The sequence below is a fragment of the Sphingomonas sp. UYEF23 genome (assembly GCF_040546165.1).
Lineage (GTDB): Bacteria > Pseudomonadota > Alphaproteobacteria > Sphingomonadales > Sphingomonadaceae > Sphingomonas > Sphingomonas glacialis.
The window spans coordinates 92,129-108,280 of record NZ_JBEPNG010000009.1 but is presented as its reverse complement, the minus strand read 5'-3'; the positions used below and the strand labels follow the sequence as shown (position 1 = coordinate 108,280).

The following is a 16,152-nucleotide window of genomic DNA, read 5'->3' as shown; positions in this document are numbered from 1 at the left end:
TCGCGAACGCAGTGCTGTCGACGCGGGGCCGCGAAGCGCTCCGCACGCACGGCCTTTGCCACCCCGCCCCGCGCCCGCTATCAGCCAGCACATGACACACGACGTACACATTATCGGCGGAGGCCTTGCGGGCTCCGAAGCCGCCTGGCAGCTCGCCGAGGCCGGCTTCAAGGTGAAGCTCTCCGAAATGCGCGGATCGGGCGAGATGACCCCGGCGCATCAGACCGATGGGCTCGCCGAACTCGTCTGCTCGAACAGCTTCCGCTCGGACGATGCGACGAGCAATGCGGTCGGGCTGATCCACCAGGAAATGCGCACGCTCGGCTCGCTGATCCTGCGCGAGGCGGACGTCCACAAGGTGCCGGCGGGCTCCGCGCTCGCGGTCGATCGTGATCGCTTCTCCGACGGTGTAACGGCGGCGCTCAGCGCACACCCCAACATCACGATCGTCCGCGAACGCGTCGACGTCCTGCCCGCCGAGGGGCTCACGATCGTCGCGACGGGTCCGCTCACCGCGCCCGCGCTGGCCGACAACATCGGCGGCGCGACCGGCAAGGATGCGCTCGCTTTCTTCGACGCGATTGCGCCGATCGTCCATTTCGACAGCATCGACATGGAGACCGCCTGGATGGCGTCGCGGTGGGACAAGGGCGATACGAAAGATTACATCAACTGCCCGATGACGAAGGACGAATATCTCGCCTTCCACACCGGGCTCATGGAAGGCGAAAAGACCGAGTTCAAGGAATGGGAGAACGTCCCCTATTTCGAAGGCTGCATGCCGATTGAGGTCGCCGCATCGCGCGGTGTCGACACCTTGCGCTACGGGCCGATGAAGCCGGTCGGGCTCGACGATCCGCGCACCGGGCGCTGGCCCTATGCGGTCGTGCAGCTGCGGCAGGACAATGCCTCGGCCACGCTGTGGAACATCGTCGGCTTCCAGACCAAATTGAAGCATAGCGAGCAGGTCCGCCTGTTCCGCACGATCCCCGGGCTGCAGAATGCCGAGTTCGCGCGATTGGGCGGGTTGCACCGCAACACCTTCATCCGCTCGCCCGAACTGCTCGATCCGACGCTGCGGCTCAAGGCGCGCCCGAACATTCGCTTCGCCGGACAGATCACTGGCTGCGAAGGCTATGTCGAAAGCTCGGCGATCGGATTGCTCGCGGGGCGCTTCGCCGCGGCCGAGCTCGGCGGGGCCGCGATGACGCCGCCGCCGGTCGAAACCGCGCTCGGCGCGCTGCTCCACCACATCACCGGCGCCGCTGTCGCGGAAACGTACCAGCCGATGAACGTCAATTTCGGCCTGTTCCCACCGATCGAGGGCCGCACCAAGAAGGCCGATCGCAAGAAAATGTACACCGACCGTGCCCGCGACGCGCTTGGGGTGTGGATGGCAGCGTAACGCCGCCGTTCAGCTCTCCTCGGCGTTCGCCGGCGCGTCGTCCTTGGCCGCCGGCGGACAATCGCGCCGCACGCGCGGCGGCTTGCGCTTGACTGCGGTCCTGGCGAATTCGACCGGGGTCATCGCGCCCGATTTGTCGCCATCGGCCGCGGCGAACTTGCCTTCGGCCTTCACCGCCCATTCGTCGAACGCCAGCAGGCCGTCATGATTGACGTCGAGCTTGGCGAACGCCTTGCGCCGCGCGGCGAGATATTCCTCGCGCGTCACCTTGCCGTCGCGGTCCTTGTCGTAGCGGTCGAAGCGCTTCTGCTCGCGCGTTCTGTCACTTGCCTCGGGCACGGTATCGGGGAGCGGCGCCGCCGCGCCCGTCGCCTGTCCCTGCCCGACCGGCGCCAGCGGCAACGCGGCGACCGAGCGCGCGTTGCGATTGAACACCAGCATCCCCGCCGCCGCCAGCGCCAAAGCCGCCAGCCCGCCCACCAGATAGCGCCACATATCGTCCCCCCACGATCGTCGCGGCAGGATAACCCTTTCTGGCGCCTTGCGAAAGGCTATCGTCCGGTAATGCGGTGCAACGCCAGTCGCGCGACCCGTCGCGGTGCCCCATGCGGCACGGCGGTATCGAGCGGGACCGCCAGGTCCATCCGTGCAAGCTGCGCGAGCGCGCCGAGCGAGCGCCCGGCGCGGCTCCAGCGCACCGCCGTTGCCGCTGCGATCGCCTGTGAGGCGGAAGTCGCGGCGCGATGCGCGACCGCCGGGTCGCGTACGTGGCGCGCGAGGTCGGCCAGCACCCATCCCTCCCCTGCCGCCTCGACGGGGTCGGCTGGCGCGCCGCCGAGCACGGTCCGCGCCGCGACGAACAAACCGCGCCCCCGCGCTTCGGCATGGAGCTGCAGCGCGGGTCCGTCGATCGCCTCGGCTTCGAGCAGCGCTTCCCACCCATCGATCATCGCGGCGAGCTGCGCGCCGCTAACGCCCTGCGCCACGACATGTTCGGCGAGCGCCTGTAAAACAGGCTGCGCGGGGGGCGGCGCGCTGTCGAGCGCGCGCAGCGCCTCGTGCCACCATGTCAGCCGCATCTGTCCCACCAACGGCTCGCGCGTCGTCCGCAGGATTTGCCCCAGCGTATCGTCGAGCGAGAAAAGCGCGGCTAGCCCCGACCGCGCGGTCTCGGCCGCATAGGAAAGCGCTAGGGCTCGCTCGGCCGACCTGGCCTGCCCCGCGGTTAACGCACCTTTTACCATCGATCTTGTACCCAATTTAGCCGCCTCTTGTCCAAGGCGGCCCGATCTTTTGTTCAAGGCGTAACCATGTTCCGGCGTATCGCGAAACCCAAAGACGACGTACGACCATTTTTGAGCCGCCTGCGACACGATGTGCGCGGCAACGCCCTGGCGATCATGGCGGCCGCGATGGTCCCGCTGATCGGGTTCGCCGGCTCGGCGATCGACATGGGCCGGCTCTACGTCGTCAAGGTCCGGCTGCAGCAAGCGTGCGATGCGGGCGTTCTGGCCGGGCGCAAGACGATGACCGACACATCGACGACCACAGCGCTCGATTCCACGGCATCCGCGCAAGCGCAGAGCTTTTTCGCGAACAATTTCAAATCGGGTTTCTATTCGAGCACGGCGGTGGCGTTCACGCCGACCAAAGCGGTCAACGGAACGAACTCGACCGTCGCCAACGCGGTGACTGGCAGCGCCACCGCTACGGTACCGATGACGTTGATGGCCTTTTTCGGCCAGCCGGCGATAAAGCTGACCGTTGCGTGCCAGGCGGTGTTCGACCTCGCGGATACCGATGTGATGTTCGTGCTCGACACGACCGGTTCGATGTCGTGTCAGCCGAGCGATCCCACGAGTTGCGCGAATGCAGCCGTGTCGTACACGCGGGGCGACGGAACGACCGGCTATTACAATCAGGAAAGCAGCAATTCGAAGATCGAGGCGCTGCGGCAGGCGGTCGTGCTGTTCGATACGACGATGCGGTCCAGCGCCGACGTGGCGACGCATTTTCGCTATGGCTTCGTGACCTATTCGTCTGCGGTCAATGTCGGCGGGGTCATTCCGCCGAGCTACCTTCAGAACACGAACTGGACGTATCAGAGCCGGCACGTTCAGGGAGATTACAATTACGGTGCGGCCACGTCGGTCAGCTATACCGGTGTTCCAAGCGCCTCTTGCGTTGCGCAACGCATGCCGGCGACCGGCTATTCGCGGACCGGGCTTACCTGGACCGATCAAGGCTATTACCAGGCGCGGAATTACTACAACCTTTCGTGGACTTCGGCGAATGGCGGAACGTGTTCCGGCATGCAGCAACCGTTGCGCCCGCTGTGGCGCTATGAGCCGACCATGCTCAATACGAGCGGGCTTGTGTCCAGCCTCAGCACCGGCACCCCCGTCACCAATCCGACCAAGCTCGACGGATCGACGTCGACCTGGCGCGGCTGCATCGAGGAACTCGATACCACGACGGGGTCGTCGTTCAATGTCGCCAATCTGCCCGATGATCTCGATCCAGATATCATTCCCAACGCAACCGCCAACAAATGGCGTCCGCGCTGGCCCGAAGCGGAATGGCTGCGAAACACGATCGGAGCGCAAGACGTCAAGGACGATGCGATCGTAGAGGACAGTACCAACGCGTACTACAACCTCAACTATCGCCCGGGCGGTTATATGGACAAATTGGGCTCGTCGGCATGCGGTATGCCAGCCCAGCGGCTGAAGGTGTGGACCGCACAACAGGTCAACGACTATGTCTACAATGTCGATTTCAAGCCGTTCGGCGGAACGTATCACGATGTCGGGATGATCTGGGGAACGCGCATGCTGGCACCTGCCGGCGTCTTCGCCAGTGACACGGCAGCATGGCCGGGCCGCAAGGATCCCACGCGCAATATCGTGTTCATGACCGACGGCACGATGTCGCCGAGCCAGACGTCCTACGGACAATATGGCGTCGAACAGTGGGACAATCGTACCGGCGGAGCGGGCAATTCGACCACCGACTACAACAATCATACCGCGCGCTTCCGCGTGGAATGCGATGCCGCCAAGAAGCGCGGCATCACCATCTATGTCGTGGCCGTCGGCACCGGAGTCACGACCGACCTGACCTATTGCGCGTCGCCGGGGCAGACGTTCCAGGCATCGAGCAAGGATGATCTGACCAAGGCCTTCAAGAGCATCGCGCAACGCATCGCGCAGCTTCGGATCACGCAATGAGGATCGTGCGTGAAGCGCGGCGCGTCGTGCGGATCGTCCGCGACACGCGCGGCGCGACGATCATCGAATTCGCGGTCGTCGCCCCCGTGATGATCCTGTTGATCATGGGTTTGTCCGACCTTGCCTATCAGGGGTACATCATGTCGATCCTCGACGGGGCGATGCAGAAGGCCGGACGCGATTCGACGATCCAGGGCAACGATACGACCCCGAGCGGCGCCGCGATCGACCAGAAGGTGATGGCGTCGGTCTGGCTGGTGATGAAGAGCGCGACCTATGTCTCGTCGCGCAAGAGCTATTCGCAGTTCGGCAACATCGCGCCCGAATCGTTCCGCGACGATAACGGCAACAAGGTGTACGACGCCGCGACCGAATGCTTCACCGACGTCAACGGCAACAAGACGTGGGACGCCGATCCCGGCGCGTCGGGTCAGGGCGGCGCGAGCGACGTCGTCGTCTACAAGATGACGATCACCTACCCCCGGCTGTTTCCCATGGCCGGCCTTGCCGGCCTTTCGCAAACGGTCACGAATTCATCCACGACCTATCTGAAGAACCAGCCTTATGCCGGGCAGGTCTCCTACACTCCCACTTTGGTGTGCCCGTGATCCATCCCAATCCTATCGCCGCGCTGCGCGACTGTTCGCGCCGGCTCGTCTCTGCCAAGAGCGGGCTTGCCCTGATGGAGTTTGCCCTCACGCTGCCGCTCGTGCTGACGGTCGGCGGATATGGCATCGAATTGTCGTCGGTCGCGCTGACGAACATGCGCATCAGCCAATATGCGCTCAATCTCGCCGACACGACGTCGCGTCTCGGGCGAGACGCCGGCGGGGGCGTGATCCAATTGCGCGAGGCGGACGTGAACGATGCGTTCCAGGGCATTCGCCTCGCCAGCACCGCGCTCGATCTGGCCACGAACGGGCGTGTCACCCTATCGAGCCTCGAGAACACGAAGCAAACCTACGACACCGCCTATGTTCAGCGGATCCATTGGCAGCGGTGTTTCGGAAAGATGAGCGGCGTCAATTACGACTCATCCTATGGCACGACAAAGGCCACCGATGGGACGAGCAACACCGCGGCCGACGCCGGAACCGTGACAACGGCGGGCATGGGGCCAACCGGCGGCAAGGTCAGCGCTCCGCAAGACAATGCGGTGATGTTCGTCGAGATCAACTACAATTACAAACCGCTGTTCGGGTCGATGTTCGTCGCCCCGCAGGTCATTCGCTATACCGGATCGCTGCTCGTCAGAGACAATCGCGACTATCGTCAGATCTACAATCCAACTCCAGCCGCGACCGCCTCCACCTGCGATAAGTATACGAGCTGATCCGTATCCGGGGCTGATCAGCCCCGGTACGTCACCTGCTTCACCGCCGCGACGATCTTGTCGGCGTTGACCAGCATCAGCTTCTCGAGGTTCGCCGCATACGGCATCGGCACATCCTCGTTGGTGACGCGCAGCACGGGTGCGTCGAGGTCGTCGAAGCCCTGCTCCATGCACAGCGCCTGGATTTCGGACGCGATCGAGCAAGTGGGCCAACCCTCCTCGGCGACGACGAGGCGGTTGGTCTTCTTGAGGCTCTTCAGCACCGATTCGGTGTCGAGCGGACGCAGCGTGCGCAAATCGAGCACTTCGGCGTCGATACCCTCTGCGGCCAACTTCTCGGCGGCTTCGAGTGCCAAGCCCACGCCGATCGAATAGCTGACGATCGTCACGTCCTTGCCCTCGCGCATGATCCGCGCCTTGCCGATCGGCAGGACATAGTCATCGAGCTTGGGCACCTCGAACGTGCGGCCATAGAGCAGCTCGTTCTCGAGGAACACGACGGGATCCTCGGTGCGGATCGCCGCCTTGAGCAGCCCCTTGGCGTCGGCCGCGTCATATGGCGCGATCACGATCAGGCCGGGGACGCTCGCATACCACGGCGCATAGTTCTGCGAATGCTGCGCACCGACGCGGCTTGCGGCGGCGTTCGGCCCGCGGAACACGATCGGGCAGCGCATCTGGCCCCCCGACATGTAATTGGTCTTGGCGGCCGAGTTCACGATGTGATCGATCGCCTGCATCGCGAAATTGAAAGTCATGAACTCGACGATCGGACGAAGCCCGCCCATCGCCGCGCCCGTGCCGATGCCGGCAAAGCCATATTCGGTGATCGGCGTGTCGATCACGCGCTTGTCGCCGAATTCCTCGAGCAAGCCTTGCGTCACCTTATACGCGCCCTGATACTGCGCGACTTCCTCGCCCATCACGAAGATGCGCTTATCGGCGCGCATTTCCTCAGCCATCGCGTCGCGCAAAGCTTCGCGCAACGTCAGCGTGACCATCTCGGTCCCCTCGGGGATCGCGGGGTCGCTGACTTCGGCCTTGTGCTTGGCGGCATCGGCCAGTTGCTGCGTGCCCGTTTCGGCCTGCTTGGGCGCGGGCGTCGCCTCGAGCTTCTGCTCGGGTGCAGGCGCGGCAGCGGCCGGCTTGGCGTCGCCGCCAGCGTCGGGCGCTTCGCCCTCCGCGGTCAGCGTCGCGATGACGGTGCCGACCTTTACGTTATCGGTGCCCTCGGCGACGAGGATCTTGCCGATCGTCCCTTCGTCGACGGCTTCGAATTCCATCGTCGCCTTGTCGGTCTCGATCTCGGCCATGATGTCGCCCGACTTGACGACATCGCCTTCCTTGACGAGCCATTTGGCGAGCGTGCCCTCCTCCATCGTCGGGGAAAGCGCGGGCATCTTGATTTCGATGGGCATCAGTACGTTTCCACCAGAATGTCGGTGTAGAGTTCGGCAGCCTCGGGTTCGGGCGCCTGCTCGGCAAAGTCGGCGGCTTCATTGACGATCTTGCGGATCTCCTGATCCACCGTCTTGAGCTCGGCCTCGGTCACGCCCTGCGCGTCGAGCAGCTTCTTGACGTGGTCGATCGGGTCCGACTTGTCGCGCACCGCCTGGACTTCGTCGCGCGAGCGATACTTGGCCGGATCGGACATCGAATGGCCGCGATAGCGATAGGTCTTCATCTCGAGGATGATCGGACCCTTGCCGGCGCGGACCCAGGCGAGTGCTTCCTCGGCCGCACCGCGGCACGCCAGCACGTCCATGCCGTCGACCTGGATGCCGGGGATGCGGAACGATTCGCCGCGGCGGAACAGCTGGTCCTCGGCCGACGAGCGGTTGACGCTCGTGCCCATCGCATATTCGTTATTCTCGATCACGTAGATGATCGGGAGCTTCCACAGCTCGGCCATGTTGAAGCTCTCATACACCTGGCCCTGGTTCGACGCACCATCGCCGAAATAGGCCATGGCGACGCCGCCATCCTCATTGTATTTGTGCGCGAAGGCGAGGCCGGTGCCGAGCGACACCTGCGCGCCGACGATGCCGTGGCCACCGTAGAACTTCTTCTCGGTCGAGAACATGTGCATCGATCCGCCCTTGCCGCGGCTGATGCCCGCGCCACGCCCGGTCAGCTCGGCCATGATCACCTTTGGATCGATGCCGTAGGCAAGCATGTGGCCGTGGTCGCGATACCCGGTGATGACCGAGTCCTTGTCGCCATCGAGACCCGACTGCAGGCCGACCGCAACGGCTTCCTGACCGATATAGAGGTGGCAGAAACCGCCGATCAGGCCGAGGCCGTACAGCTGTCCGGCTTTCTCTTCGAAGCGGCGGATCAGCAGCATCTGCTTGTAGAATTCGAGCAGCTCTTCCTTCGAGGCCTCGTACGCTTTGGGCTCGTCGGGGCGCTCGCGGTTGGGCACGGGGGGTAGTGCCTTTACGGCAGCGGGGGCTTTTGCCACGTCTGGAAGACCTCATGACCTGGGGAGAGGGACGCCGAGCCTATAGGCGCGATGTTGCGCCGATATCAATCGCCCCTGTCAAAACGATGCGCATCGCCGATGTTTTCCGCCGAACCGCCACCGGGGTAGCGAAAGCGCGTGGCACGCGTCGATCGCGGATCAAGTCCCGGATGACGTGCGAACAGCGCAAGTTTCCACAGGCCAAGCACATCCTCGATTGCCCCTCCCGCATCGCACCGCTTAAGGCGGGGCGAGATGACCGCCGCCCGCCACCCGCTCCGCATCGCGCAATTCCGTTCGTATTGGGCGGCGCGCTTCGCGATGACGATCGCGCAAAATGCGATGATCATCGTGATCGGGTGGCAGACCTACACGATCGCGCGGACGACGATGTCCCCCGCCGGCGCCGCGGCGCAGCTCGGCTTGATTGGGCTGCTGCAATTCGTGCCGCTGTTCGTGACGACGCCACTCACCGGCTGGGTCGCCGACCGATTCGACCGGCGGCTGATCACGCGCTGCACGCTCGCCTTGCAAGTGGCGTGCGCGCTGATTCTCGCGCTCGTCACCTATTCGGGCGGCATGACGTTGCCGGTCCTGTTCTCGGTCGCGGTGCTGCTCGGGCTCGGGCGCGCGTTTGCGGGTCCGGCGTTCGGCGCGCTCGCGCCCAATCTCGTCCCCCGCGAAGTCCTCCCGACCGCGATCGCGCTGAGCTCGATCTCGTGGCAAGTCGGCACGATCGTCGGGCCAGCGCTCGGCGGCTTTGCCTATGCCGCCGCGCCGTGGGGCGCCTATGCGCTCGCCACGGTGCTGTTCGCGGTCGCGTTGGCGTGCATGCTGACGATCCCGCCGGTGCCGCGCACGATCACCCCGAACAAGGGCAACCCGCTGCGCCAGATCGTCGACGGCCTGGCATATGTGGGGCAGAACAAGCTGGTGCTCGGCGCGATCACACTCGATCTGTTCGCCGTGTTCCTGGCAGGGACGAGCGCATTGCTGCCGATCTACGCGCACGACATTCTGAAGGTCGGGCCGCAAGGGCTGAGCCTGCTCGCCGCCGCGCCCGCTGCAGGTGCCTCGGTCGTCGCGCTGTTCTTCTCCTTCCGCCCGATCAAGACCAATGTCGGCCCCAAGATGCTCGGCGCGGTGCTCGTCTACGGCGTGGCCACGGTGGTATTCGGACTGTCGCAGATCATGGCGCTCAGTCTGGCCGCGCTGGCGATCGCCGGGGCTGCCGACATGTTCTCGGTCTATATCCGCCAATCGCTGATCACGCTACACACACCCGACGACAAGCGCGGGCGTGTGGGCGCGGTATCGCAGCTCACCATTTCGGCGTCGAACGAGCTCGGCGAGGCCGAGTCGGGGTTCCTCGCGGCGGCGCTCGGGCCGGTCGGCGCGGTGCTGGTCGGGGGCGGCGGGGCGATTGTCGTTACGATCCTGTGGACCTATCTCTTCCCCAGCATTCGCAACGCCAAGACTTTCGATCTGCCCAAAAGCGCCCAAGATTCCCGCGATCTCGAACTGGAGGCCACGCCATGAAAGCCAACACGATCCTCGACACGATCGGCAACACGCCGCACGTCCGCGTCCAGAAGCTGTTCCCCGGTGCCGAAGTGTGGATCAAGTCCGAACGCTCGAACCCCGGCGGCTCGATCAAGGACCGCATCGCGCTGGCGATGATCGAGGCGGCCGAGCGTGACGGGCACCTCCAGCCCGGCGGCACGATCATCGAGCCGACCAGCGGCAACACCGGCGTCGGTCTGGCGATGGTCGCCGCGGTCAAGGGCTACAAGCTCGTGCTCGTCATGCCAGAGAGCATGAGCCTCGAACGCCGTCGGCTGATGCTGGCATATGGCGCGACCTTCGACCTCACCCCGCGCGAGAAGGGCATGAAGGGCGCGATCGAGCGGGCGCTCGAGCTCGTCGAGCAGACGCCGGGCGCGTGGATGCCGCAGCAGTTCGAGAACCCCGCCAACATCGATGTCCATGTCCACACGACCGCGCTCGAAATCCTCAACGACTTCCGCGATTCGCCGATCGACGTGATCATTACCGGCGTCGGCACCGGCGGGCACATCACCGGCGTCGCCGAACGGCTCAAGCAGGATTGGCCCCACCTCAAGGTCTATGCGGTCGAGCCCGCCGCCTCGCCGGTAATTTCGGGCGGCTCGCCCGGCCCGCACCCGATCCAGGGGATCGGCGCGGGCTTCGTGCCGGCGAACCTCCACACCCAGGCGATCGACGGCGCGATCAAGGTCGATGCGAGCGTCGCCAAGGACATGGCGCGCCGCTCGGCCGCCGAGGAAGGGATGCTCGTCGGGATCAGCTCGGGCGCGACGCTCGCCGCGATCCTGCAGAAGCTGCCCGATTTGCCTGAGGGGGTGCGCGTCCTCGGCTTCAATTACGATACGGGCGAGCGCTATCTGTCGGTGCCGGACTTCCTGCCGGAGAGCTGAGCCCCGTCGCAACACGCGGGCCGGACAAGCTACAAACATTTGTTCGTCACCCCGGGCTCGTCCCGGGGTCCACCGGGATAGCCGCACGCCGCCGTTGCTCATGCGGCACGGTGGACCCCGGCACGAGGCCGGGGTGACGGTTGGGGGGGTGTTCGCCCCTTCCGAACCGAACCGGACCGCGCACGGCGATGACATCGCGCCCATTTCGTATCCGCGCGGGAATGCGCTAAAGGCGCTGGCCCATTTCGGTCAGGAGCCGTTCGTGCCCCCGTTGCTTCTCAATTTCCGGTCTTGATCGCGTGACCCCCGTCCGCCCTCCCAGCGCCACGCTGCGCGCGATCGTCGTGGCGATCGCGACGCTCGCGATCCTCGCCCCCGTCCTGCTGATCCGCTTCGCGCCGCCATTGGTGCGCCACCATGTCGCGCGCAGCGCAGCGCAGCGCGTCGTCCCCGCCGCCGAGCTGCCGCCGGTCGAGCCCGTCGCGTTCCAGGATCTCGACCCCGACGACGCCCGGGCGTTCAACGCGAGCGTGCCGTTCGTCGACGGCCCCAACCCCGCCGCGCGCCCGTTCAAGCTCGCCGGCGACCCGATCCAGCGCGCGCGCGCGATCGACTGCATGGCAGCGGCCGTCCTGTACGAGGCGGGCGACGATCCGGTCGGGCAACGCGCCGTCGCGCAGGTGGTGATCAACCGCGTCCGCCATCCCGCCTTCCCCAAGACGATCTGCGGCGTGGTATTCCAAGGCGCCGAGCGCTCGACCGGCTGCCAGTTCACCTTCACCTGCGACGGCGCGCTGGCCCGCCATGGCTGGCTCGACGTGCAATGGGCGCGCGCGCGCGAAACCGCGACGGCGGCGTTGACCGGCGCGGTGTTCAAGCCCGTCGGCTACGCAACGCATTATCATACCGACTGGGTCGTGCCCTATTGGCAGTCGAGCCTCGACAAGATCGCCGCGGTGAACACGCATCTGTTCTTCCGCTGGACCGGCTGGTGGGGCACCCCGCCCGCCTTCAATCGCCACGTGTCGAACGACGAGCCGCTGATCAGCGCGCTCGCGCCCTATTCCGACGCGCACAAGGACGCCGCAGAGTTGAAGGTGAACGAAGCGCTCTATGTCGACCCGGTCGCCGCGGCGACGCCGCTGCCGGGCGCGCTGCCGGGCGAGGAGAACAGCTTCCTGCTGGTGCTCGACGCGAAGAAGATGACAGCCGACGGCTTCGCCCAGCTCGCCACGCGCACCTGCGGCGACCGGCCGTATTGCAAGGTGATGGGCTGGACCGACAAGACCAAGCTGCCGAGCGCACTGCCCCTCCAGCCAGTGCAGATCGCGGCGCTGTCGTTCAGCTATCTGCGCGACCGAGCGCATGATTACGACAAGGCGCTGTGGAATTGCAGCGAGTTCAAGCGCGCCGACATGGCGCAGTGCATGAAGCAGCAGATCTATGTGCCCGCGCCGCGCAGCGCGGACGGCTTCCGGCTCGAGACCCTGCCCGTCGCGGAGCGCGCGCCGGGGGTTCCGGCGGCGGCCGACGGCTTGGTCGGCGTGCGGCGCAAGGCCGAGGTCGCGCCGGCGGCCAAGGCGACGCCGGTCGCCAAGCCGGGCGCGGTCGCCGAGGGACGCTGAACGCTGGCAGGCGGCGCGCGATGATCGCGAAAGGCCCAGCAGCCTCCCTCGGCGCTACCTTCGCAACGTCCGTCTTCCAACATCCACCATCAGCAAGCTCGAGATAGATGCTGCGCAGCAGATCAGCAGCGCCGTGAAATACGCGACCGCGTAGAGCGGATCACGGTCCCAAACACCCCACCAGACAGTGGCCGTGAGAGCAGCGAGGGGGCCCACGGCAATCACCGCTGCCGCGATCCATCGCTGCCGGGGAAAGATCATCTGCACCAGCAAGCCAGCGATGAAAGTGGCCGCGAACAACGTCCACGGGTTTAGCGACAAGACCATAGAGGCAACGTTACGCCTTTCTGTTCGCGCCGCAATGTCCGCAATTTGGTCGATGCACGACGGCGCGCTGTTTCGCCCGACAGCTGCCACTCGGCTTTCAGGCGATCCACGCGCACAATCGACGCCGGAAGGGCGAGCCCTACCGATGGCCGGCCGCCGTTCCCGAGAACGATCTTCCACGAACTCCGACACGACCACGCTTTGGAGATTTTTTAGTTCAACTGCACCAGGTGATCGAACTTTAATTCTTTCGTTCTAGCGTCTTGATCGCAGGGATAGGATCGAAGCCGCATGGGACGTCTACTCAGGACCGCGCCAGTGATGATCGCAGCACTCTCGCTAGGGAGCTGTGGATCGACGCGCTCAGGCGGCGCGCTGCGTCTCCGGCACGTCGTCGTCGTGGCAACCGCCGCTGGCGAGCGGACCTTCGACACCGTCCTCCGCCTCGACGGGTACCAGCATTGGAACCAGGCGTTTGGCGGTCCAGGCTGGGGCGCAATTACCTGCAGGCTCACGGGGGACGCCCTTCGCACCACCGTTGGCGACCGCGACTTCCTGTTCCTGCTCTCGAAGCCGGGAGAAACGACGCCGGCCTCGACCCAGATCGACCTCATCAAGACGCACTTCGGGCTGCCCAACTGGACGGCGGACGCGGGTTGGGTCGGGCAGTGGAAGGACCTCGCGGCGAGCCGGCGTGGCGTCGATCTCAGGGGCGCCGAATTGCCGGCCATCGCCGTGATGCCGCACAACGGGTGGGTCAATGATGCGCGTATCATCTCGCTGGAGGAGGCCGAACGCCTCGGTCTACGCGTCATCCGGTATCGGCTGGAGATCACCGGGGAATCTGCGGGTTCGAGCTCGCGGTTGAGCGTCAGATACCGGGGGGCGACGAATAGGACCATGACCGACGTAGGGCGGGAAATGCTCACGGTGACAAACGGCGAGTCTTAAATCCGTGGTCGTTTACCGCGCCTGCTCGCAGCGCGAATCCAGGTGACCGAGGGATTCCTCCCCCGCCACTGCGGGGGAGGATGTTTCGTGCGCCTTACGCGGCAGCGAACATTTCGGGCGGGAGCGCCATCATCGCTTCGCTGCCCGCCTCGATCTTGCGACGCAGCGCGCCCGTCTCGGGCATCACCCGCTCGGCGAAATAGCGCGCAGTGACCAGCTTGGCGTCGAGGAACGCCTGATCGCCCTCACCCGCCGCCTTAAGCTTGGTCGCGGCGGTCGCCATGCGCAGCCACATCACGCCGAGCGCCACGATGCCCATGATGTGCATGTAGGGGTGCGCGCCCGCGCCGACATTGTCGGGGTTCTGCATGCCGTTCTGCATGAACCACATCGTCGCCGCCTGGAGGTCGCCATTGGCTTTTTCGAGGCGGCTGGCGAAGTCGGCGGTCGCCGGATCGGCCCTGCCTGCCGCGACGTCGTCGGCGACGACCTTGAAGAACGCCTGCACCGCACGGCCACCGTTCTGTGCGAGCTTGCGCCCGACCAGATCCATCGCCTGGACGCCGTTAGTGCCCTCGTAGATCATCGCGATACGCGCATCGCGGACATACTGCTCCATGCCCCATTCGGCGATGTAGCCGTGGCCGCCATAGACCTGCTGAGCGTTGGTCGCGACGTCATAGCCCTTGTCGGTGCCGTAGCCCTTGATGACGGGCGTGAGCAGGCCGATCAGGTCGGAAGCGAGCTGGCGCTCTTCCTCGGTCGCGCCGGCATGTTCGAGATCGACCTGGAGCGCGCCCCACAGGCACAGTGCGCGAAGGCCTTCGGTCAGCGCCTTGGCTTCCATGAGCATGCGGCGGACGTCGGGATGGACGAACAGCGTGTCGGCCTTCTCGTTCGGCTCCTTGGGGCCGGTCAGCGCGCGACCCTGGCGCCGGTCGTGGGCGTACTGGACGGCGTTCTGGTAAGCGACTTCGGCGACGCCGAGCCCCTGCAGGCCGACGCCGAGGCGGGCGGCGTTCATCATGATGAACATCGCCGCGAGGCCCTTCATCTCCTCGCCGACGAGCCAGCCGATCGCGCCGTCATAGTTCATCACGCAGGTCGAATTGGCGTGGATCCCCATCTTGTGCTCGATCGAGCCGCAGGTGACGGGGTTGCGCGCGCCGAGCGAGCCGTCGTCGTTGACGAGGACCTTCGGCACGACGAACAGCGAGATGCCCTTCGAGTTCTCGGGCGCGCCCGGGGTCTTTGCCAGCACGAGGTGGATGATGTTCTCGGTCAGGTCATGCTCGCCCGACGAGATGAAGATCTTGGTGCCGGTGATCGCATAGGAGCCGTCGGCCTGCGGCTCGGCGCGGGTGCGGATGAGGCCGAGATCGGTGCCGCACTGCGGCTCGGTCAGGTTCATCGTGCCGCCCCACTTGCCGCTGACCATGTTGGGGACGTACTTGGCCTTCTGCTCGTCCGAGCCCTTCGCCAGCAGCGCGGCGATCGCGCCGTGCGACAGGCCGGGATACATGGCGAACGCCATGTTCGAGGAGATCATGAACTCTTGGAACGCGGTCGAGACGACGTGCGGCATCGCCTGGCCACCGAATTCTTCCGGCGCGCTGAGCGTGCCCCAGCCCGATTCGACGAACGCGTCATAGGCTTCCTTGAAGCCCTTCGGCGTGGTGACCGAACCGTCCTCGTGACGCGTGCAGCCTTCCTGGTCACCCGAAGCATTGAGCGGGAACAGCACTTCGGCGACGAACTTGCCGCCTTCGTCGAGCACGGCATCGACCACGTCGGGGGTCGCATTCTGGAAGCCGGCATGGTTGGCATAGTTTTCGAGGCCGACGACATGCTCGAGCACGAAGCGGACGTCGCGAACGGGGGGCGTATATTGGGGCATCAGGCTTCCTTCGGATGATTATGTTCGACGAGTTCGATGAACTCGGTCAATTCGGCGATGGCGGCGTCGATGTCGCGCTTCTGCGCATCGAGCAGGGCGACGCGGCTGCGGCAGCGCTCGATCGTGACGGCACGCTGCGCGCGGCGTCCGTCGCCGATATCGTAGAGGTCGATCATCTCGCGGATCTCGGACAGCGAGAAACCGACGCGCTTGCCGCGCAGGATCCAGGCGAGCCGCGCGCGATCGCGCTGCGAATAGATCCGCGCGGTGCCGCGGCGTTCGGGGGCGATCAGCCCCTCATCCTCGTAAAAGCGCAACGCACGCGCGGTGACGTCGAACTCTGCCGAGAGATCGGAAATCGAGAAATGATCGCGATCGGGATGACGCTCGATCAAGGCATAGGCGGGATCGCTGGACATGCCCGCTAAATAGTTGCCGCTTACGTGAACGTCAACCCGCAAGGC

General features: G+C 65.4%; 15 protein-coding genes. 8 read left to right on the top strand and 7 right to left on the bottom strand.

All coding sequences use genetic code 11. From position 1 onward, the window contains the following. The first annotated feature begins 91 nt into the window (after nucleotides 1-91). On the top strand, nucleotides 92-1,405 hold the full coding sequence (gene trmFO / locus ABIB28_RS15740) for a methylenetetrahydrofolate--tRNA-(uracil(54)-C(5))-methyltransferase (FADH(2)-oxidizing) TrmFO (RefSeq protein WP_133189078.1): 1,314 nt from the start codon (nucleotides 92-94) through the stop codon (nucleotides 1,403-1,405). A gap of 9 nt (nucleotides 1,406-1,414) precedes the next feature. Here trmFO and ABIB28_RS15735 read toward each other — a convergent pair whose 3' ends face one another. Together ABIB28_RS15735 and ABIB28_RS15730 are read right to left on the bottom strand one after the other, a co-directional pair. Continuing rightward, nucleotides 1,415-1,900 carry an EF-hand domain-containing protein gene (locus tag ABIB28_RS15735; RefSeq protein WP_354289023.1) on the bottom strand — a complete coding sequence of 162 codons (486 nt, stop codon included), beginning with the start codon at nucleotides 1,898-1,900 and terminating at the stop codon, nucleotides 1,415-1,417. A 56-nt stretch (nucleotides 1,901-1,956) separates the two neighbouring features. After that, a complete protein-coding gene (locus ABIB28_RS15730) occupies nucleotides 1,957-2,649 on the bottom strand; it encodes a squalene/phytoene synthase family protein (protein WP_354289022.1) in 693 nt (230 codons plus the stop codon). 132 nt (nucleotides 2,650-2,781) lie between these two features. Here ABIB28_RS15730 and ABIB28_RS15725 point away from each other — a divergent pair, with 132 nt between their 5' ends. The 3 genes from ABIB28_RS15725 to ABIB28_RS15715 are packed head-to-tail and all read left to right on the top strand — an operon-like array spanning nucleotide 2,782 to nucleotide 5,968. Beyond that, nucleotides 2,782-4,635 (top strand): pilus assembly protein TadG-related protein, encoded by a 1,854-nt coding sequence (locus tag ABIB28_RS15725; RefSeq protein WP_354289021.1) that lies wholly within the window; start codon nucleotides 2,782-2,784, stop codon nucleotides 4,633-4,635. Further along, on the top strand, nucleotides 4,632-5,243 hold the full coding sequence (locus ABIB28_RS15720; protein WP_133189082.1) for a TadE/TadG family type IV pilus assembly protein: 612 nt from the start codon (nucleotides 4,632-4,634) through the stop codon (nucleotides 5,241-5,243). The genes ABIB28_RS15725 and ABIB28_RS15720 overlap by 4 nt, the downstream gene beginning before the upstream one ends. After that, nucleotides 5,240-5,968, top strand: a complete 729-nt coding sequence (locus ABIB28_RS15715) for a TadE/TadG family type IV pilus assembly protein (protein ID WP_354289020.1) — start codon at nucleotides 5,240-5,242, stop codon at nucleotides 5,966-5,968. The genes ABIB28_RS15720 and ABIB28_RS15715 overlap by 4 nt, the downstream gene beginning before the upstream one ends. A gap of 17 nt (nucleotides 5,969-5,985) precedes the next feature. Here ABIB28_RS15715 and ABIB28_RS15710 read toward each other — a convergent pair whose 3' ends face one another. Both ABIB28_RS15710 and pdhA read right to left on the bottom strand, forming a co-directional pair. Further along, complete coding sequence (locus tag ABIB28_RS15710; protein WP_354289019.1) at nucleotides 5,986-7,386, bottom strand: pyruvate dehydrogenase complex E1 component subunit beta; 1,401 nt, start codon at nucleotides 7,384-7,386, stop codon at nucleotides 5,986-5,988. Continuing rightward, nucleotides 7,386-8,432 (bottom strand): pyruvate dehydrogenase (acetyl-transferring) E1 component subunit alpha, encoded by a 1,047-nt coding sequence (gene pdhA, locus ABIB28_RS15705; protein WP_133189084.1) that lies wholly within the window; start codon nucleotides 8,430-8,432, stop codon nucleotides 7,386-7,388. Before pdhA ends, ABIB28_RS15710 begins: the two co-directional genes overlap by 1 nt. Nucleotides 8,433-8,687: 255 nt before the next feature. Here pdhA and ABIB28_RS15700 point away from each other — a divergent pair, with 255 nt between their 5' ends. From ABIB28_RS15700 to ABIB28_RS15690, 3 genes are all read left to right on the top strand, one after another. Beyond that, complete coding sequence (locus ABIB28_RS15700) at nucleotides 8,688-9,971, top strand: MFS transporter (protein ID WP_354289017.1); 1,284 nt, start codon at nucleotides 8,688-8,690, stop codon at nucleotides 9,969-9,971. After that, on the top strand, nucleotides 9,968-10,888 hold the full coding sequence (cysK, locus tag ABIB28_RS15695) for a cysteine synthase A (RefSeq protein WP_189675157.1): 921 nt from the start codon (nucleotides 9,968-9,970) through the stop codon (nucleotides 10,886-10,888). Before ABIB28_RS15700 ends, cysK begins: the two co-directional genes overlap by 4 nt. A 299-nt stretch (nucleotides 10,889-11,187) precedes the next feature. Next, complete coding sequence (locus ABIB28_RS15690; protein ID WP_354289016.1) at nucleotides 11,188-12,513, top strand: cell wall hydrolase; 1,326 nt, start codon at nucleotides 11,188-11,190, stop codon at nucleotides 12,511-12,513. Nucleotides 12,514-12,567: 54 nt separating this feature from the next. Here the strand turns inward: ABIB28_RS15690 and ABIB28_RS15685 are convergent, their stop codons facing one another. Beyond that, nucleotides 12,568-12,813, bottom strand: a complete 246-nt coding sequence (locus ABIB28_RS15685) for a hypothetical protein (protein WP_133189087.1) — start codon at nucleotides 12,811-12,813, stop codon at nucleotides 12,568-12,570. A 348-nt stretch (nucleotides 12,814-13,161) separates the two neighbouring features. Here ABIB28_RS15685 and ABIB28_RS15680 point away from each other — a divergent pair, with 348 nt between their 5' ends. Beyond that, on the top strand, nucleotides 13,162-13,791 hold the full coding sequence (locus ABIB28_RS15680) for a hypothetical protein (RefSeq protein WP_189675159.1): 630 nt from the start codon (nucleotides 13,162-13,164) through the stop codon (nucleotides 13,789-13,791). A gap of 94 nt (nucleotides 13,792-13,885) precedes the next feature. On the opposite strand, the gene ABIB28_RS15675 is transcribed toward ABIB28_RS15680, so the two are convergent. Continuing rightward, nucleotides 13,886-15,688 carry an acyl-CoA dehydrogenase C-terminal domain-containing protein gene (locus ABIB28_RS15675; protein ID WP_354289014.1) on the bottom strand — a complete coding sequence of 601 codons (1,803 nt, stop codon included), beginning with the start codon at nucleotides 15,686-15,688 and terminating at the stop codon, nucleotides 13,886-13,888. Beyond that, nucleotides 15,688-16,107 (bottom strand): MerR family transcriptional regulator, encoded by a 420-nt coding sequence (locus ABIB28_RS15670; RefSeq protein ID WP_133189090.1) that lies wholly within the window; start codon nucleotides 16,105-16,107, stop codon nucleotides 15,688-15,690. Before ABIB28_RS15670 ends, ABIB28_RS15675 begins: the two co-directional genes overlap by 1 nt. Nucleotides 16,108-16,152: the final 45 nt, after the last annotated feature.